Origin of the sequence: Pseudomonas sp. B21-019 (assembly GCF_024749225.1) — a bacterium.
In the GTDB taxonomy this organism is placed as follows: domain Bacteria; phylum Pseudomonadota; class Gammaproteobacteria; order Pseudomonadales; family Pseudomonadaceae; genus Aquipseudomonas.
On record NZ_CP087193.1, the window covers coordinates 1,063,013 to 1,080,000 of the forward strand.

The window sequence follows — 16,988 nt, forward strand, 5'->3', positions numbered from 1 at the left end:
GATGTTTGGTAAATTAAGTTGGGAAGCGGTCCCGTTCCACGAACCGATCGTAATGGTGACCATCGCCATGATCGCGCTCGGTGGTCTGGCACTGTTCGCTGCAATCACCTACTTCAAGAAGTGGACCTATTTGTGGACCGAGTGGTTGACCTCGGTCGACCACAAGAAAATCGGCGTGATGTACATCGTCGTCGCCATGGTCATGCTGCTGCGCGGCTTTGCCGACGCCATCATGATGCGTACCCAGTTGGCCATGGCCACCGAGGGTTCGCCTGGCTACCTGCCACCTGAACACTATGACCAGATCTTCACCGCCCACGGTGTGATCATGATCATTTTCATGGCGATGCCATTCTTCACCGGCCTGATGAACCTTGCAGTGCCGTTGCAGATCGGCGCGCGTGACGTTGCCTTCCCGTTCCTGAACTCCCTGAGCTTCTGGCTGCTGGTTTCCGGCGTGGTGCTGATCAACCTGTCCCTGGGCGTTGGCGAATTCGCCAAGACTGGTTGGGTTGCCTATCCGCCGCTGTCGGGTCTGCAATACAGTCCGGGCGTGGGGATGGATTACTACATCTGGGCGCTGCAGCTATCCGGGCTAGGTACGACGCTGACGGGGGTCAACTTCCTGGCCACCGTGCTGAAAATGCGTACCCCTGGCATGAAGCTGATGGACATGCCGATCTTCACCTGGACCTGCACCTGGGCCAACGTCCTGATCGTGGCTTCGTTCCCGATCCTGACCGCTACCCTGGCTTTGCTGACGCTTGACCGTTACATGGATTTCCACATTTTCACCAATGAACTTGGTGGTAATCCGATGATGTACGTCAACCTGTTCTGGGCTTGGGGTCACCCTGAGGTTTACATCCTGATCCTGCCGGCGTTCGGTATCTTCTCCGAAGTCATCTCGACCTTCACCGGCAAGAAGCTGTTCGGCCACCATTCGATGATCTACGCTTCGGGCGCGATCTCGATCCTGGGCTTCATGGTTTGGCTGCACCACTTCTTCACCATGGGTTCGGGTGCCAGCGTCAACGCCTTCTTCGGTCTGGCGACGATGCTGATTTCCATCCCGACGGGTGTGAAACTGTTCAACTGGCTGTTCACCATCTACCAGGGCCGTCTGCGCTTCACCAGCCAGGTGATGTGGACCCTGGGCTTCATGGTGACCTTCGCCATCGGCGGCATGACCGGCGTACTGCTGGCCATCCCGGGTGCTGACTTCGTACTGCACAACAGCCTGTTCGTGATCGCGCACTTCCATAACGTGATCATCGGCGGCGCGGTATTCGGTTACATCGCAGGTTTCGCCTTCTACTTCCCGAAAGCGTTCGGCTTCAAGCTGCACGAAGGCTGGGGCAAGGCAGCATTCTGGTTCTGGATCTCCGGCTTCTTCGTCGCGTTCATGCCGCTCTATGTACTGGGCTTCATGGGTATGACCCGTCGCCTGAACGCCACCACCAACCCTGAGTGGGTGCCGTACCTGTACGTTGCCATGTTCGGTGCGGTGATGATCGCAGCCGGTATCGCCTGCCAGCTGATCCAGCTGTACGTGAGTATCCGTGACCGCAAGCTGCCGCAGAACATGTGCGAGCACGGCGACCCATGGAATGCCCACACCCTGGAATGGTCGACCTCCTCGCCACCTCCGTTCTACAACTTCGCCGTGCTGCCAAAAGCCGACGTTGTCGACCCGTTCACCGAAGCCAAGGAAAACGGCACCGCGTACAAGGCTCCGACCAAGTACGAGCCGATCCACATGCCAAACAACACCGCGACCGGTGTGGTCATGGGCGCACTGTTGACCGTATTCGGTTTCGCGATGATCTGGCACATCTGGTGGCTGGCAATCGCCAGCCTGGCAGGCACCGTGATCTACTTCGCGATCCACGCGGCCCGTGATGATCAAGGCTACTACGTGCCGGTCGACGTGATCGAGCGCATCGAAGCCGAGCAGCACAAGCGTCTGGTAGCAGCCGGGAAAGTCCCAGCCACCACCACCCGTGTTGAAACCTCGTTGGAACAGGCTTAAACCATGTCGAACTTAGTGACCAATGCTGGACACACCCATGTCGATGGACATGGGCATGATGACCATCACCACGACTCGGGCGAGATGACCGTATTCGGTTTCTGGCTCTACCTGATGACCGACTGCATTCTGTTTGCGTCGATCTTCGCAGCGTACGCGGTACTGGTTAACAACGTAGCGGGTGGCCCGTCGGGCCACGACATCTTCGAACTGCCATACGTACTGGGCGAAACCGCTCTGCTGCTGTTCAGTTCGATCACCTACGGCTTCGCCATGCTGGCGTTCTTCCGTGGCAACAAGAAGCAGGTCCTGGGCTGGCTGGCCCTGACCTTCATGTTCGGTGCCGGCTTCATCGGCATGGAGATCAACGAGTTCCACATGCTGATCTCCGAGGGCTATGGCCCTAACCGTTCGGGCTTCCTGTCCGGGTTCTTCACCCTGGTCGGCACCCACGGTCTGCACGTGACCAGCGGTCTGATCTGGATGGCGATCATGATGTACCAGGTGCAGAAAAACGGCCTGACGGCGACCAACAAGACCCGTCTGAGCTGCCTGAGCCTGTTCTGGCACTTCCTGGACGTGGTGTGGATCTGCGTATTCACCGTTGTTTATCTGATGGGGACTATGTAAATGGCTAACGCGCACTCTCATGACGACGCCGGTCACGGCAGCGTCAAGTCCTACGTCATTGGCTTCGTTCTGTCGGTAATCCTGACCCTGATCCCGTTCGGTCTGGTGATGTACCCGTCGCTGCCGAAGTCGCTGACCCTGTGGATCGTACTGGCTTTCGCCGTTATCCAGGTGCTGGTGCACCTGGTGTACTTCCTCCACCTCGACCGTTCCGCCGCGCAGCGTAACAACGTGATTGCGTTTGTTTTCGCCGCGATCGTGATTGTCCTGCTGGTTGGCCTGTCGCTGTGGATCATGTTCAGCATCCACACCAACATGATGGCGAAGTGAGGTAAGTCCGGATGTCCTTTAAGCACTTTATCCAAATCACCAAACCGGGGATCATTTTCGGTAACGTGCTTTCTGTGGCAGGCGGATTTTTCCTGGCCTCCAAAGGGCATGTCGATCTGGCCATTTTCCTGGCCGCGATGATCGGCACGTCCCTGGTCGTGGCTTCCGGTTGCGTGTTCAACAACTGCATCGACCGCGACATCGACCTGAAGATGGAACGCACCAAGAACCGGGTGCTGGTCCAGGGCTTAATCTCCCTGAAACTGGCCCTGGCTTATGCGACCGTCCTGGGTGTCGCCGGCGTTGCGTTGTTGTACAAGGTGGCCAACCCGTTGGCCGCGTTGTTCGCGGTGATCGGTTTTGTCATCTACGTCGGCTTCTACAGCCTGTACCTCAAGCGCAAGTCGGTTCACGGCACGCTGGTGGGCAGTCTGTCGGGGGCGATGCCGCCGGTGATCGGTTACGTCGCGGTCAGCAATAACTTCGACATGGCCGCACTGACGTTGCTGGTGATGTTCAGCTTGTGGCAGATGCCGCATTCCTACGCCATCGCAATCTTCCGCTTCAACGATTACCTGGCCGCATCGATTCCGGTGCTGCCAGTGAAGCGCGGCATTGAAGTGGCCAAGAAACACATCCTGCTCTACATCCTGGCCTTCCTCGTGGCGACCTTGATGCTGACCTTCAGCGGCTACGCCGGCATGAGCTACCTCGCCGTCGCCGCGGCCATGGGCATGTACTGGCTGTACATGGCCTGGACCGGCTACAAGGCAGTGGATGACACGGTCTGGGCACGCAAGCTGTTCGTGTTCTCGATCTTCACCATTACCGCGTTGAGCGTGATGATGTCCCTGGACTTCAAAGTGCCGAGCGAGTTGTTGCTGACGTACGCGCCTTAAGCGTCGGATGCTGTAAAGAAAAGCCCCGCCTTTCGAGAGAAAGGCGGGGCTTTTTCGTTTAATTACGATTGGCATACAGGCAATAAAAATCCCCGCTCTGATGGCGGGGATTTTTGTGTGCAGCGTTTAGCGTTATTGCGCAGTGATGCTGTAGCCGTCGAACGCGGTTTGTTGCTGAAGCGCGGTGATGATGTTCTTGCGGTTGACCGCTTGTTCGGCCCCGGCGTTGTCCAGGAACGTTTCGCTTTCCAGCTCCGCTTCTTCGCCTTCACCGACGAAAGTGAAGCCCAGGAATTCCAGCGCTTCACGGTCAACGTTCAGGCGCGAGCGTGGGGTGCGCAGGGGCAGGGTGACGCTGATGCCGTCCTTGCTGATGGTGAACACTTCGACTTCTTTTTTGGCGCGAGCCGCTTTGCTCTTGCCGCTGCTCGGGTTGCTGATGGCTTGGTGAGTCTGGTTCAGCACTTTCAGCGCCAGGCCATAAACGATTTCCTGGAACGCCGGGTCGTCCTTGAAGCTGGACAGAATGCGGCTGATCGGGAATTTGCTGCTCAGGTCTTCCAGGGCGGCAATATCGGCCGCTTCGGCGTCTTTCAATTGCTTGAGTTCGCCCATCAATTCGTAGGCTTTATCGTCATCGAAGCTGTCGTGAGCCTGGCGAATCGCGGCGCGCAGTTCGCGGATCTGGTCGCTTTCCCGGGTGGATTGAAAAGCGTCCAGAACCATCTCGCTGATGGTCTTGGCCTGAGGCACGTGTTGTGAAAGATTGATGGAGTTTTCGTATTCCGCTTTGGACGACAAGGTGACTACGGATTCAGCGGTATTGGAATCGGACATTGAAATTTCACTACTTCTTTAACTTGGATTGAGGCGAGAAAGCACGGGGCTTTTTCAGGCCGCCTAATCTATTGGACCAGCGCTGTGTTGTCACGGATGAACCGGTGGCTGGTCTGCATTTTTGGTGAGAGCGCTTTTAGCCGACTGACATCTGCGGGCGTTTTGCCTGGAGTGTCAGCAGCACCCGATAAAGTTTCAGCGCCCGCCCGCTGATCAATCCGCAGACAAAACCCGACGCCGTAGCCTTGAGCAGCACCATCTCAACCGTGACGGCGAACTCCGGATGCACCTCATCCTGATAGCCGAAGTAATAGTTCACGGCAAAAAACAGCAGGTAGAGCACCAGTGTTTTAACCGTGCCCGGCACGATCAGCCCGGTTTCCGGATCATCCAGCTCAATACCTTTGCGCGCAAATACAACCAGTGCCGCGAGGCTGCCCAGAATGACGGCGGCCAACCAGCAGCCAATCGATATTTGAGGGCTCAGCGTCAGGTTCAGCGAGTACAACGACCAGCCGAGCAACAGCGGTGGAGTGACAAGCAACGACGTTTTGCTTTCATGGGTGGGGGACAAGGCTTTGACGCCGTAGTAACAGAGCAGCAGAAAGATCGCATAAACCCATAGCGGGGTGTTTTGCAGGGTGTTGAGCATTACGTAGCGTCCGTGCCGGGAATGAAGAGTCCGGATAATAGCTGCTGCCATGGCCGATGCTATCGACTATTTCCCCGTCGAATTCATATTCATCGAACGAGTCATCCACTGCTCCGCCGTTTGCTCATCCACCGGCAAGGAGAAGCGAAAAGTCGCGCCGCGTCCCGGCACATCGATCAGCTCGATCTCGCGACCGTGCAATTGCAGTATCCGGTGCACGATCCGCAATCCCAGCCCGCCATCGCGCCGTGCGCCGCCAATGTTGAATGGACGCAGAAACAGACCTTCGCGTAATTCGGGGGTTATGCCGGGGCCGGTGTCGCTGACGGTCACTTCGATAAAAGACCCTTGAGGGCGGAGGCTGAGTTCGATTTCTCCACCTTGGGGGGTGTGGCGCAGGGCGTTATCGAACAGGTTGGTCAGCACCCGCTCAATCAGCCCCAGGTCGGCGCAGGCCACGGCGACGTTGGGGGCGAAGGTGGCCTTGAGTTCGATCTGGCGCGCTTCGGCGCTGAGTTCGAATTTCTGAAAAATGTCCTGCACCAGATCGGTCAGGGAGAAACGCTCCAGCACCGGTTGCACGAAACCGTGTTCCAGCCGCACCAGTTCCAGCAGTGATTGCGCCAGGCCGCCAACCTTGCGGCTTTGATCCAGGGCGATTTCCAGATAACGACGGCGATCGGCGGGGGACAAGGTGGCGTCCTTGAGCGACAGGGTTTCCAGGTAACCGTGCAGCGAGGCCAGCGGTGTGCGCAGGTCGTGGGAGATGTTGGCCACCAGTTCGCGACGCTCCTGATCCTGACGGGTCAGCGAGCGCCATTGTTCACCGAGGCGCGCTTGCATCTGCCGAAAGGCCGCGTCGAGTACGGCTATCTCATCATGGCTGGCGGCCTTTTCTATCGGCTCCGGCTCAGGTTCGGGCGAAGCGGTCGGAACACCGTTGATATCAAACTGACTGACTTTCTCGGTCAAACGACGCAATGGCCGGGTGATCAGGGCAAATGCCGTGAGGCCGGCAATCAGGCACAGCAACGCCACCAGCCCAATGGACAACAATGCGGTATTGAGCGCGGCGCTGGTGGCACCGCGTTCGGCGAAGCGGTCATGCGCTTCGCTGAGCAACACCACATATAGATAACCGGCCGGCTGACCGTTGACCCGCAAAGGCGCGGCGCTGAACACCTTGCGACCGTCGACGCTGCGCGGATCGTCGCCGAGAATCGGCAATGCCTCGCCTTTGAGCAACCGCTGGATCGGCGCCAGATCGACCTGCTCCCGGCGTATCCGCCCCTCGGGCGCGGCGCTGCCGACAATTCGGCCCCCGGTATCCAGCAGATAGACTTCTACACTGGGATTGACCAGCATCAGTTGGCTGAACAGTTCGCGCACGGCATTGGGCATCGGGCCATTGCGGTCCATCAGCACGGTGTCGTGGGCAATGTGTTGCGCCAGATCCCGCGACAAGCCTTGCACCACTTCCAGTTCATGCATCTGACTGGAACGCACCTGCATCCATGCCGAGGTGCCGCAGCACACCAGCAACAGCACGGCGAACACCAGGGACAGGCGTTGAGTCAGGGTCAGCCTCATGGCTGCTCTCCGCTTGCTGCGAATTTGTAGCCACGGCCCCACACCGTGAGGATGCGCGCCGGTTGCGCCGGATCGGCCTCGATCTTTGCCCGCAGGCGGTTGATATGAGTGTTGACCGTGTGTTCATAGCCTTCGTGGCTGTAGCCCCACACCGCATTGAGCAGGTCCATGCGCGAGAAGACTTTGCCGGGCTGACGGACAAAGAAGTACAGCAGGTCGAATTCCCGTGGCGTGAGGTCAAGACGCCGGCCGTCGAGGGAGACTTCACGGGTGATCGGGTCGATGGACAGGCCATCGCTGATCAGACTGCCAGCATCCATTTTCAGATTGCGAGCCATGGCGTCGACCCGTCGCAGCAGCGCCTTGACCCGTGCCACCAGCTCGAGCATGGAAAAGGGTTTGGCCAGGTAATCGTCGGCGCCCAGCTCCAGTCCCAGAATCCGATGTACTTCGCTGGAGCGCGCACTGGTGATGATGATCGGTGTGTAACGGGCCATGGCCCGGGCGCGGCGGCAGATTTCCAGGCCATCGACGCCGGGCAGCATCAGGTCGAGGATCAGTGCGTCCCAGCTTCCTTGCTGCAACAGACGCATGCCCTCGTCGCCGTCGGCGCAGTGCACTACCTCGAACTGCTCATCGCGCAGATGCAGGCAGATAAGGTCGGCGATGTGCAGGTCGTCCTCGACCACCAGGACGCGTTTGGTCTGTTCCATGGAGCTCAATCCTTTGTGACGCAATGAACACATTGTGCGGGTTTTCCTGAGGTTGAGTTATCACGAATTATTTAACTCCTCGTGAGGATTTGGCGATCAACTCAAGCCTAGGCTGTGTTCCATGCAAGGCACCTGGAATTTTGGAGAAGGCCATGTTTTCACGGCGACAGTTTCTTGTAGCGAGCGGCGGGCTGGGGGCTGCAGCCCTGGTGATCGGTGTATTGCCAAAATTTTCCACAAGCGTTGCGCTGGTCGATGAAGCCCGCGCGCAGGAGGTTTTCGAGGTGACCCACAGCGACAGCGAATGGCGTGCCCGGCTCAGCGCCGAGCAGTACGAAATACTGCGCGAAGAGGGCACCGAACGGGCCTACAGCAGCCCGCTGAACAACGAGCACCGCAAAGGCGTTTTTGCCTGCGCCGGTTGTGATCTGCCGTTGTTTTCTTCCGACACCAAGTTCGACAGTCGTACTGGCTGGCCGAGTTTCTGGGCCCCCCTGGACAACGCGGTGGCCACCCGACAGGACCGCTCCTTCGGTGTATTGCGCGAAGAGGTGCACTGTCGTCGTTGCGGCGGTCATCTGGGGCATGTCTTCGAGGATGGGCCAAAGCCCACCGGTCTGCGCTACTGCATGAACGGCCTGGCGCTGACCTTCAAGCCACAGGCGTGATCCATGGACACTTCCTTTCACTCACTTCATGCAGGTCGACGATATGTGGCTTCTGGTCCTCGCTTATCTCGGTGGTGTGCTGACGATTGTCAGCCCGTGCATTCTGCCGGTATTGCCCTTTGTCTTCGCTCGTACCGGGCAGCCGTTTATTAAAAGTGGCTTGCCGCTGCTGGCGGGGATGGCGCTGACCTTCGCGCTCGTCGCCTCGTTGGCGGCGGTGGGCGGCGGTTGGGTGGTGCAAGTCAATCAATACGGTCGCTGGCTCGCGTTGCTGTTCGTTGCACTGTTCGGGTTGACGCTGTTGCTGCCGCAGCTGGCCGAACGCCTGACGCGTCCATTGGTGGCGGCCGGCGGTCGGCTGTCGCAAGCCGCGGGCGTAGATTCCCGGCCGCGTCCCGGCGCTTCATTCCTGATCGGCGTCGCCACGGGCCTGCTCTGGGCACCCTGCGCCGGACCGATTCTGGGTTTGCTGCTGACCGGTGCGGCGCTGCAAGGGGCAAGCATCGCGACCACCCTGTTGTTATTGGCTTACGCGGCCGGCGCCGCCACTTCTCTCGCTGCGGCACTGCTGCTGGGCGGTAAGGTCTTCGCCGCAATGAAGCGCTCGATAGGCGCTGGCGAGTGGCTACGTCGTGGCCTGGGCGTCGCGATGCTGGTTGGTGTGGTGGCGATTGCCCTTGGGCTGGATACCGGGATTCTGGCGCGGGTTTCTACGGCGTCCACCGGCGGCATCGAGCAGGTGCTGGTTAACCGATTGGCCAGTAAGACACCGGCCAACAGCGGGACAATGATGGCGCAGATTCCACGGGCCGGCGATCAACCCGCCGGCAGCATGATGGCCGCTGGCGATGCGATGAAAGTGACCGCGAAGGCGCCGAACGCGCTGCCGATTGAGGGCAGCCTTCCATCCCTGGACGGCGCCGTGCAATGGCTCAACTCGCCCCCACTCACCGCTCAGGCGTTGAAGGGCAAGGTCGTGCTGGTGGATTTCTGGACTTACTCCTGCATCAACTGCCTGCGCACCCTGCCGTATGTGAAGGCCTGGGCCGAGAAGTATCGCGATCAGGGTTTGGTGGTGATCGGTGTCCATGCGCCCGAGTTTGCCTTCGAGCGGGATGTAGGCAATGTCACCAAAGCCATGAAGGACCTGGGCATCACCTACCCGGTGGCCATTGATAATGACTACAAGATCTGGCGTGCTTTCAACAACGAATACTGGCCGGCCCATTACTTTGCCGATGCTCAGGGACGCATTCGTTATCACCATTTTGGTGAAGGCAAGTACGCCGAATCCGAGCAAGTGATTCAGCAACTATTACGTGAGGCGGGAGCTGCGAAAGTCGCGCAGGGGCTGATCAATGCCAACGCCCAGGGTGTTCAACTCGCCCCGGACATGAATGAAGTGCAATCCCCCGAAACCTATGTCGGCTACCGGCGGATGGAGCATTTCGCCTCTGAAACCAGCCTGGTGCCGGATAAGGCGACTGCCTATAAGCCACCGTCACAACTGGCCCTCAATGACTGGAGCCTGGATGGTCAATGGGCTGTCGGTCCGGAGCGGGCCGTTTCAAACGCTGCGGCCAGTCGTATCGTCTATCGCTTTCACGCTCGCGACTTGCACTTGGTGTTGGGCCCCGGTGCTGACGGCAAACCGGTGCGTTTCAAAGTGTTGATCGACGGCAAGCCCCCAGGTGATGCCCACGGTATCGACGTCGCGCCTGATGGCCGCGGCAGCGTCACCGAGCAGCGGTTGTATCAACTGGTACGCCAGACCACAGGCGTAAAGGACCGGACTTTCAGCATCGAGTTTCTCGATCCGGGTGTGTCGGCGTATGCGTTTACCTTTGGTTGATAGCCCCCATTCATTCAGGAGACAGCCCATGAAAACCCCATTCAACTGGCGTCGCACATTTCTGGGTTTGGCCGCCGCCAGCGTTATCGGTCAGTGCTCTGCATTCTCGTTCGCAGGCGCCGAAGAGGCGGTCGTCATCCCGGCGCCGACGCTTGACGAAACCACCCAGGCGCACAGCGAAACGGCGGTTTTTGCCGGCGGTTGCTTCTGGGGCGTCCAAGGCGTGTTTCAGCATGTCAAAGGGGTGAAAAATGCGGTTTCCGGTTATGCCGGTGGCGCAGCCAATACCGCTCAATACGAACGGGTCAGCGAGGGTGACACCGGCCATGCGGAGGCTGTCGAAGTGACCTTCGATCCTGCTCAGGTCAGTTACGGAACCCTGTTGCAGATCTATTTCTCGGTGGCCCACAACCCCACCGAACTCAACCGCCAGGGCCCGGACCGAGGCACTCAGTATCGGTCGGCGCTATTCCCGAAAAGCACCGAACAGCAACGCGTCGCCCAGGCCTACATCACCCAGCTCGGTGCTGCCCATTCGTTCAACAAACCGATTGTCACCAAGCTGGAAAGCTACAACGGTTTCTACCCGGCGGAGGAGGAACATCAGGATTTTCTGACCGAGCACCCGACGTACCCCTACATCGTGATCAATGACCTGCCGAAAGTGTCGCAGTTGAAGCAGCTATATCCGGATCGGTATCAGGAAAAACCAGTATTGGTGAAAGCGGGCATGCAGGGCGGCTGACAGGACGGAGTCGCCTCACCCAGAAATCAGGTTCTTGCCCGCGATTTTCGACCGATACAACGCCTGATCGGCCCTGGCCAGCAACCCGGTCTGTTGTTCTTCTTCAAAGCGCTGCACCACGCCAAAACTCATGGTCACTTGATAGTCCCCGACCGGCAGCAGGCTCGCCAGGCCATGACGGATTCTTTCAGCGAGTGACCTGGCGTCGGCCAACAAGGTATTGGGCAAAATCAGGATGAATTCGTCACCGCCCCAGCGCGCCAACAGATCGCCTTTGCGCACGCAGTGCTTCACACTCTCGATCACTTGCACCAACGCTGCATCTCCCAGGGCGTGACCGTAGTGATCGTTGATGTTTTTGAAGTCATCGAGGTCCATGGCGATCAGCGACAGGGGTTCGCGGAAGCGTTGGGCGCGGTCGCATTCCTTGGGCAGGGTTTTCTCCAGTCGATAGCGATTGGCGATGCCGGTCAGCACATCGGTTTCTGCCAATTTGCGATTTTCTTCGAGTTGAGTCTGTAACTGCTGATTGACCCGGGACAACTCCCGAGTGCGTTCCTTGACGATGGCTTCCAGGGATTGATTACGCCGCTCCATTTCTTCGATCAGGCGTTTCTTGTCTTCGATGCTGCGGTGCGCGCCGATCATTCGCGCCACCGAGCCGTCGGCATTACGTGCCAGCACGTAGCCGCGATCCTCGATCCAGGTGTAAGTGCCATCGCGCATGCGGCAGCGATACTCGGCCTGATAACCGGGAGCGCGCTGATCCAGGTAGTCATCAAACAACGCCATGACCCGCGAATAGTCGTCGGGGTGGATCACGTTTTCCCAGGTCAACACATTGTTATCCAGGGAATGAGGCGTATAGCCGAGCATCTCGTACCACCCGGGGTTGCGATAGACGAACCCGGTGTTGGCGTTCCAGTCCCAGATACCATCGCTGACCAGTTCCAGAATGGTGTGCAGCATGTCTTCGTTAAAATCTGACAGATCGAACTTCAACGGCTCGATTTTCGATGCCTCACCCATCATCGGTCTCCCTGCCGTCCTGATATTAACGTGACTCGTCAGTCGAGGAGATTAGTTCATGGCGTATTGCCCCGGCTAGTGCTTGCCCCACCACTGCAGTGCAAAGTCAACGAAGCTGCGCAATTTCGGCAAACGGTAGCGGTCCTGGGCATACACCAGGTTCATCGGCCGACTTGGCAGTTGGTAGTCCTGCATCAAGGCCACCAGTTTTCCGTCCCGAAGGTCTTGCTCCACCAGCGCATCGGGCACCATCACGATGCCCATGCCGGTTCGCGCTGCTTGATGCAGCCCCGCCGAGCTGTTGATCAACATCGGCCCGCTGACCGCCACCATGACTTCACCTTCGGGCCCCTTCAGGCGCCATTGTTTGGCTACCGAGTGCCAGTCATCTCCGGCCGGGTAGGCGAAGGCCAAACAGTCATGGTGTTGCAGGTCGGCGGGTTTCTCCGGTGTGCCTCGACGCTCCAGATAATCCTTCGATGCGCACAGGGTCATCGTGTAGTCGATGAGCGGGCGAGAAATCATGTTGGACAGTTCGGTCGTGCCCAGACGAATCGCCACGTCGAAACCGTTGTCGAGCAAGTCCAGGCGCTGGTTGGTCAAAACGACGTCGAGTTTGACTTGCGGACAGCGCAGGGTGAATTCGCTCAGGGCCGGCGCGAGCCGTTCTGTGCCGAAGGTCAGCGGTGCGGTGATGCGCAGAGTGCCGCTCGGCTCATCGAGGGTTTGTTCGGCCAGGCGTTCGGAATCAGCCACCAGCCCCAGCACTTCGAGACACCGCTGATAGTACGCCGTGCCGAATTCCGTCAAACGCTGACGCCGTGTCGTACGGTTGAGCAAGCGCACACCCAGGCGTTGCTCCAGAGCCCGCAGGTGATTACCGACCATGGTCGTGGACATTTCGCATTGCAAAGCGGCGGCGGTCATGCTGCCGGCTTCCACCACTCTTACGTAAACCGTCATTGCCTGGAATAAATCCATTATCAAGCCCAGCTTTAAAATGATTGAAGTGTTGCAATGTTTATCCAGCTCAGGTGGCTAACCATACTGCAAAAACACCGACCATTGATGGAGCTTGATGTCATGACCGCCACCTGCCTGATGAGCACTTACCAACCACTGGCCCTGAGTTTCAGCAAAGGCCTGGGCACGCGCCTGTGGGATCAGGCCGGTCGTGAATACCTGGACGCGGTGGCGGGTGTGGCGGTGACCAACGTCGGCCATTCCCACCCGCGAATCGTGTCGGCCATCAGCGAACAGGCCGGGTTGCTGTTGCATACTTCCAACCTGTACAGCATCGACTGGCAACAGCGGCTGGCGCAGAAACTGGTTCGGCTATCGGGCATGGAGCGGGCGTTCTTCAATAACTCCGGTGCCGAAGCCAACGAAACCGCGCTGAAACTGGCGCGGCTTTACGGCTGGCACAAAGGCATCGAGCAGCCGCTGATAGTGGTCATGGAGAACGCTTTCCACGGCCGGACCCTCGGCACCTTGTCGGCCAGTGACGGCCCGGCGGTGCGCCTGGGGTATAACAAGTTGCCGGGGGACTTCATTAAAGTGCCATTCGGCGACCTTGCTGCCCTGGAGAAGGCGCAGAAAGCCCACGGCCCACGCATTGTGGCGATTCTGATGGAGCCGATTCAGGGCGAAAGTGGTGTGCAAGTGGCGCCGCCCGGTTATCTCAAAGCGGTGCGCGAGCTCTGTGACCGGCGCGCCTGGTTAATGATGCTCGACGAAATCCAGACCGGCATCGGCCGTACCGGCCAGTGGTTTGCGTTCCAGCACGAAGGCATCATCCCGGACGTCATGACCTTAGCCAAAGGCCTGGGTAACGGAGTGCCCATCGGTGCCTGCCTGGCCCGGGGCAGAGCCGCAGATTTGTTCACACCCGGCAGCCACGGCAGTACATTCGGCGGCAATCCGCTGGCGTGTCGGGTGGGTTGCACCGTGCTGGAGATCATCGAGGAACAAGGCCTGCTGGAAAACGCCAGACTTCAGGGCGAACGCCTGCTTGCCAGATTGCGCGTCGAACTGGCCGACGACCCGAACGTCCTGGCGATCCGCGGCCAGGGCTTGATGGTCGGCATCGAACTCGCCCAACCAATCCGCGACCTGACCCTGATCGCCGCACGGGATCACGGTTTGCTGATCAACGTGACACGGGGCAAGACCATTCGCCTGCTGCCACCGCTGACGATCGATGAGCGGGAAGTGGAAATGATTGTCAGAGGAGTGGGGCGGGCGGTGAAAGCGGCCTGAATGTGCTCAGTAGTGATACCTGCAAAGCACGATGCGCACCTCACCATTCTCGATTGCATAAACCAGACGATGCTCGGAGGTGATTCGGCGTGACCAGAGGCCGCTCAGGTTGTGTTTGAGCGGTTCAGGTTTCCCCAAACCTTCGAAGGGCTCACGCAGGATCGCCTTGATCAGTAGGTTGATTCGTTTGAGCCCGGCCTTATCGTTTTGCTGAAACCACAAATAGTCGTCCCAGCCTTCAGGAGTGAACTCGATATTCATTCTTCGATAAGTTGCCTGACTTTGGTCTTCCCTGCTCGCAGGTTACCGATTGATTTGATCAGCCGCTCGGCATTGGCTGGAGAACGGAGCAGATAGGCTGTCTCTTCGAGAGCGTTGTACTCCGCCAGAGACATCATCACCACAGGTTCGCCTTTCTGGCGGGTAACCAGCAATGGGGCACGGTCTTCGTTGACCCGATCCATGGTTTCGGCCAGATGTGCACGTGCGGTGGTGTAGTTGATGGTTTGCATGTTGTAGTCCTCGCTCAATGCAAAGAACGTACAGAAATGAGTACATGATGACAAGGCGACACCTACGAGTGGTCATTACGCAGACGACATATCCACGCTTGGGTTAAAGTATCGCTGAAGCTTCTTCAAGACGTTTCTGCGAACGATGTAATCCCATTCTGACAATCTCGCCAGCTAGTCGTGTCCAATGTAGGAGTCCGATTCGCACGCAGAAAACGGCAGGGACGATCAGTCGGTTGGTTGCACCGCACTGACGAAAGCCGAGACTTCAGCCTGATTCATCAGTTGGCGTTTCGAACCGCTAAACCCTTCAAACAAACGCTGATGCGCGGCAAACCCACTGGAGTCTTCGCGAGTACGGTAGCTACCGGCCCAATCGAGTAACGCAATCATCAACTCTTCCTTCTCGTCCCGCGTCGCTTCTCGCTGGCGAATGTTGCTCACACAATCTTCGTCCTCCAGACACAGCCAGATCAGCGCAGTGGCCTGCTCCAGAAGTTCGCTGACCATCCAGCCGTAAACACCCTCGATAACCCAGCGCTCTTCACTCGCCGCCACCCGCGCCATTCCCAGTGCTTCGTTGCGGGGACGGGCGATGCTGTGTTCATCGGATACCCAGTGAATCAGGTCGAGATCGGTCCAAGGCACTTGCAGATGCTCGGCCAGTCGTTTGGCCAGCCAGCTCTTGCCCGAGCCGGAGTTGCCGATGATCAGGGTTCGAGTGAGGTTTAGGGTCGCCGGGTAATGATTGCTCATGGTCGTTCGTGCAAAGTCAGTCGGCTGTTTCGGACATTTCTGGCGCAATCATTCGCGTCTTCGGCGATCCATCTGCATTGAATTGATAAATTTCCTGTGGCTGGCCCTTTTCATTGAAGAACACTTGGCCAATTCCTGCCGAGTTCCACAGCCGTTCCCCAGCTTCGGCGTGTTCGGGAATGTGCGGAACAATGCGCATGCGTCGGCGTTTGGTCAGCCAGTTAAGGGGGGAGCGGGGCGAGTAGAGCCAACGGTTGAGGCGGTCGAACCATTCGAGCAGGGCGGGTGGGAATTCGTTTTTGATGCCGCTGCTGGTGATCTGCCAGATACGCGGACCGGCCTTGCGGTGTCGGATCAATACTTCATAGACGAAGGAATAGTGCACATCACCGGACAGCACCACGTAGTTACCGGGTGTGCGGGAGTGTCGGAAAATATTCAGGATCACCTGCGCCGCGCCGCGATGAGCCATCCAGTTTTCGGCGTCCACCAGCAGTGGATAACCGCACCAGCTGAACACTCGCTGCACCGTTTCGATCAGTTTGACGCCGAAGATCGGCGCCGGTGAAACGATGATCGCCGAAGGATGATCGAGCAAATCCTGTTGCAGCTCACTGAGCGCTTCCCAATCCAGCAGGCCTGACGGCTGCTTGAGGTTCATCTCGCTGCGCCAGCGCCGGGTGCGGGTGTCGAGCACCACCAGCGCCGGGCGGGTGGGCAGCACGTAATGCCACTGCTGAAAACTCAGCAGTTCATCGATCAATTCGTCCTGGACCTCGCTGTCGAGGTGATGGTCTTGCCCCGTGACGCTCAATAACCGGGCTTTTTCCAGTACGCTGCCAAACGCATCCGGGTTGTTACCCCAACCCTGACACAACATATAAGCAAGCAGCGCGTTGCCGATGATGCGCTTGGAGAACGGATGGTTGTAGGCCGTTTCCTCCCATTGCGCAGAAAGATTCCAGTCATCGGTAATATCGTGGTCATCGAAAATCATCAGGCATGGCAAATGCGCCATCGCTCGCGCGACGCCACCCAGCCCCGCCTTGAACCCATCGATGCGCGTCTGCTCCAGGGCATAACGCTTGCGTCGTTCGGGCGTCAGTGTCGGTGGTTGCGGCGCGATCAACGTCCAGGGCGTTGGCGACCACACCAGCAGGTACATGGCCATGACTTCGGCGAAGGTCACCAAATGATTGTCGGCGCTGCTGCTGGTGAAAATCGGCTTACTCACCCCACCGAAAAATCGCTCGCGCAGGGTTTCGTTGCTCTCAAGCGCCGGTAACAAATCCGCACGATGGTAGTAACTGGCCGGATGTTCGTAGAGTCTGGCGCTGTCGCTGACTACTGCGCCGTCGAGGTGTTCGTCGAACAACCCCAGATGTTCGATCAAGGCATGAATCGCACGCAACATCGGCCCCGCGACATCATCTGCATACACCTGATCGCCGCTCATCATTAATAGAGCAGGACGCTTGCTTGCG

At 58.5% G+C, this 16,988-nt stretch carries 18 protein-coding genes (1 of these 18 cut by a window edge); 8 read left to right on the top strand and 10 right to left on the bottom strand.

The window, feature by feature from the left end:
• Window position 1 precedes the first annotated feature (1 nt).
• Genes cyoB through cyoE form a run of 4 tightly spaced genes read left to right on the top strand, consistent with a single transcriptional unit; the run spans window position 2 to window position 3,891 of the window.
• Window positions 2-2,032, top strand: coding sequence for a cytochrome o ubiquinol oxidase subunit I (gene cyoB / locus LOY36_RS04665; protein WP_018930157.1), 2,031 nt, complete (start codon window positions 2-4; stop codon window positions 2,030-2,032).
• A 3-nt stretch (window positions 2,033-2,035) separates the two neighbouring features.
• Window positions 2,036-2,662 carry a cytochrome o ubiquinol oxidase subunit III gene (locus LOY36_RS04670; protein ID WP_258672415.1) on the top strand — a complete coding sequence of 209 codons (627 nt, stop codon included), beginning with the start codon at window positions 2,036-2,038 and terminating at the stop codon, window positions 2,660-2,662.
• Entirely contained in the window at window positions 2,663-2,992 is a 330-nt protein-coding gene (gene cyoD / locus LOY36_RS04675; RefSeq protein WP_007941629.1) for a cytochrome o ubiquinol oxidase subunit IV, read from the top strand. It begins immediately after the preceding gene.
• Between the two features lie 11 nt (window positions 2,993-3,003).
• Window positions 3,004-3,891, top strand: a complete 888-nt coding sequence (cyoE, locus tag LOY36_RS04680; protein WP_007941628.1) for a heme o synthase — start codon at window positions 3,004-3,006, stop codon at window positions 3,889-3,891.
• A 132-nt stretch (window positions 3,892-4,023) separates the two neighbouring features.
• Here cyoE and LOY36_RS04685 read toward each other — a convergent pair whose 3' ends face one another.
• The 4 genes from LOY36_RS04685 to LOY36_RS04700 all read right to left on the bottom strand — a co-directional run bounded on the left by LOY36_RS04685 (window position 4,024) and on the right by LOY36_RS04700 (window position 7,683).
• The gene (locus LOY36_RS04685) at window positions 4,024-4,728 is read right to left on the bottom strand and encodes a hypothetical protein (protein ID WP_258672416.1); all 705 of its coding nucleotides are present in this window, start codon (window positions 4,726-4,728) and stop codon (window positions 4,024-4,026) included.
• Between the two features lie 136 nt (window positions 4,729-4,864).
• Window positions 4,865-5,380 (bottom strand): hypothetical protein, encoded by a 516-nt coding sequence (locus tag LOY36_RS04690; protein WP_258672417.1) that lies wholly within the window; start codon window positions 5,378-5,380, stop codon window positions 4,865-4,867.
• Between the two features lie 66 nt (window positions 5,381-5,446).
• Entirely contained in the window at window positions 5,447-6,970 is a 1,524-nt protein-coding gene (locus tag LOY36_RS04695; RefSeq protein ID WP_258672418.1) for a HAMP domain-containing sensor histidine kinase, read from the bottom strand.
• Complete coding sequence (locus tag LOY36_RS04700; protein WP_018930163.1) at window positions 6,967-7,683, bottom strand: response regulator transcription factor; 717 nt, start codon at window positions 7,681-7,683, stop codon at window positions 6,967-6,969. The genes LOY36_RS04695 and LOY36_RS04700 overlap by 4 nt, the downstream gene beginning before the upstream one ends.
• Window positions 7,684-7,835: 152 nt before the next feature.
• Here LOY36_RS04700 and msrB point away from each other — a divergent pair, with 152 nt between their 5' ends.
• The 3 genes from msrB to msrA are packed head-to-tail and all read left to right on the top strand — an operon-like array spanning window position 7,836 to window position 10,948.
• Window positions 7,836-8,351 (top strand): peptide-methionine (R)-S-oxide reductase MsrB, encoded by a 516-nt coding sequence (gene msrB, locus LOY36_RS04705; RefSeq protein ID WP_019651784.1) that lies wholly within the window; start codon window positions 7,836-7,838, stop codon window positions 8,349-8,351.
• Window positions 8,352-8,394: 43 nt separating this feature from the next.
• Entirely contained in the window at window positions 8,395-10,203 is a 1,809-nt protein-coding gene (locus tag LOY36_RS04710; RefSeq protein WP_258672419.1) for a cytochrome c biogenesis protein DipZ, read from the top strand.
• Between the two features lie 28 nt (window positions 10,204-10,231).
• Window positions 10,232-10,948: a peptide-methionine (S)-S-oxide reductase MsrA gene (gene msrA / locus LOY36_RS04715; RefSeq protein ID WP_258672420.1), complete on the top strand. Its 717-nt coding sequence runs from the start codon at window positions 10,232-10,234 to the stop codon at window positions 10,946-10,948.
• Window positions 10,949-10,963: 15 nt separating this feature from the next.
• Here msrA and LOY36_RS04720 read toward each other — a convergent pair whose 3' ends face one another.
• Both LOY36_RS04720 and LOY36_RS04725 read right to left on the bottom strand, forming a co-directional pair.
• The gene (locus tag LOY36_RS04720; RefSeq protein ID WP_258672421.1) at window positions 10,964-11,977 is read right to left on the bottom strand and encodes a sensor domain-containing diguanylate cyclase; all 1,014 of its coding nucleotides are present in this window, start codon (window positions 11,975-11,977) and stop codon (window positions 10,964-10,966) included.
• Between the two features lie 75 nt (window positions 11,978-12,052).
• Complete coding sequence (locus tag LOY36_RS04725) at window positions 12,053-12,958, bottom strand: LysR family transcriptional regulator (protein WP_138866847.1); 906 nt, start codon at window positions 12,956-12,958, stop codon at window positions 12,053-12,055.
• A 102-nt stretch (window positions 12,959-13,060) separates the two neighbouring features.
• Here LOY36_RS04725 and LOY36_RS04730 point away from each other — a divergent pair, with 102 nt between their 5' ends.
• Window positions 13,061-14,236 (top strand): aspartate aminotransferase family protein, encoded by a 1,176-nt coding sequence (locus tag LOY36_RS04730; RefSeq protein WP_258672422.1) that lies wholly within the window; start codon window positions 13,061-13,063, stop codon window positions 14,234-14,236.
• A gap of 6 nt (window positions 14,237-14,242) precedes the next feature.
• Here LOY36_RS04730 and LOY36_RS04735 read toward each other — a convergent pair whose 3' ends face one another.
• The 4 genes from LOY36_RS04735 to LOY36_RS04750 all read right to left on the bottom strand — a co-directional run.
• Entirely contained in the window at window positions 14,243-14,497 is a 255-nt protein-coding gene (locus LOY36_RS04735) for a Txe/YoeB family addiction module toxin (protein ID WP_007940443.1), read from the bottom strand.
• Window positions 14,494-14,748 carry a type II toxin-antitoxin system prevent-host-death family antitoxin gene (locus LOY36_RS04740; protein WP_007940444.1) on the bottom strand — a complete coding sequence of 85 codons (255 nt, stop codon included), beginning with the start codon at window positions 14,746-14,748 and terminating at the stop codon, window positions 14,494-14,496. The genes LOY36_RS04735 and LOY36_RS04740 overlap by 4 nt, the downstream gene beginning before the upstream one ends.
• Before the next feature lie 228 nt (window positions 14,749-14,976).
• On the bottom strand, window positions 14,977-15,504 hold the full coding sequence (locus LOY36_RS04745) for an adenylate kinase (protein ID WP_258672423.1): 528 nt from the start codon (window positions 15,502-15,504) through the stop codon (window positions 14,977-14,979).
• 16 nt (window positions 15,505-15,520) lie between these two features.
• Window positions 15,521-16,988: the 3' portion of an alkaline phosphatase D family protein gene (locus LOY36_RS04750; RefSeq protein WP_258672424.1), read on the bottom strand. 470 nt of this gene lie beyond the right edge of the window; only the last 1,468 of its 1,938 coding nucleotides appear in the window; its start codon lies beyond the right edge, outside the window — the gene reads right to left on this strand; its stop codon occupies window positions 15,521-15,523.

Excerpts from the sequence above, each read along its gene's own strand:
- cyoB (WP_018930157.1), top strand. The coding sequence starts at position 2 with ATGTTTGGTAAATTAAGTTGGGAAGCGGTCCCGTTCCACGAACCGATC.
- LOY36_RS04670 (WP_258672415.1), top strand. The coding sequence starts at position 2,036 with ATGTCGAACTTAGTGACCAATGCTGGACACACCCATGTCGATGGACAT.
- cyoD (WP_007941629.1), top strand. The coding sequence starts at position 2,663 with ATGGCTAACGCGCACTCTCATGACGACGCCGGTCACGGCAGCGTCAAG.
- cyoE (WP_007941628.1), top strand. The coding sequence starts at position 3,004 with ATGTCCTTTAAGCACTTTATCCAAATCACCAAACCGGGGATCATTTTC.
- LOY36_RS04685 (WP_258672416.1), bottom strand. The coding sequence starts at position 4,728 with ATGTCCGATTCCAATACCGCTGAATCCGTAGTCACCTTGTCGTCCAAA.
- LOY36_RS04690 (WP_258672417.1), bottom strand. The coding sequence starts at position 5,380 with ATGCTCAACACCCTGCAAAACACCCCGCTATGGGTTTATGCGATCTTT.
- LOY36_RS04695 (WP_258672418.1), bottom strand. The coding sequence starts at position 6,970 with ATGAGGCTGACCCTGACTCAACGCCTGTCCCTGGTGTTCGCCGTGCTG.
- LOY36_RS04700 (WP_018930163.1), bottom strand. The coding sequence starts at position 7,683 with ATGGAACAGACCAAACGCGTCCTGGTGGTCGAGGACGACCTGCACATC.
- msrB (WP_019651784.1), top strand. The coding sequence starts at position 7,836 with ATGTTTTCACGGCGACAGTTTCTTGTAGCGAGCGGCGGGCTGGGGGCT.
- LOY36_RS04710 (WP_258672419.1), top strand. The coding sequence starts at position 8,395 with ATGTGGCTTCTGGTCCTCGCTTATCTCGGTGGTGTGCTGACGATTGTC.
- msrA (WP_258672420.1), top strand. The coding sequence starts at position 10,232 with ATGAAAACCCCATTCAACTGGCGTCGCACATTTCTGGGTTTGGCCGCC.
- LOY36_RS04720 (WP_258672421.1), bottom strand. The coding sequence starts at position 11,977 with ATGGGTGAGGCATCGAAAATCGAGCCGTTGAAGTTCGATCTGTCAGAT.
- LOY36_RS04725 (WP_138866847.1), bottom strand. The coding sequence starts at position 12,958 with ATGGATTTATTCCAGGCAATGACGGTTTACGTAAGAGTGGTGGAAGCC.
- LOY36_RS04730 (WP_258672422.1), top strand. The coding sequence starts at position 13,061 with ATGACCGCCACCTGCCTGATGAGCACTTACCAACCACTGGCCCTGAGT.
- LOY36_RS04735 (WP_007940443.1), bottom strand. The coding sequence starts at position 14,497 with ATGAATATCGAGTTCACTCCTGAAGGCTGGGACGACTATTTGTGGTTT.
- LOY36_RS04740 (WP_007940444.1), bottom strand. The coding sequence starts at position 14,748 with ATGCAAACCATCAACTACACCACCGCACGTGCACATCTGGCCGAAACC.
- LOY36_RS04745 (WP_258672423.1), bottom strand. The coding sequence starts at position 15,504 with ATGAGCAATCATTACCCGGCGACCCTAAACCTCACTCGAACCCTGATC.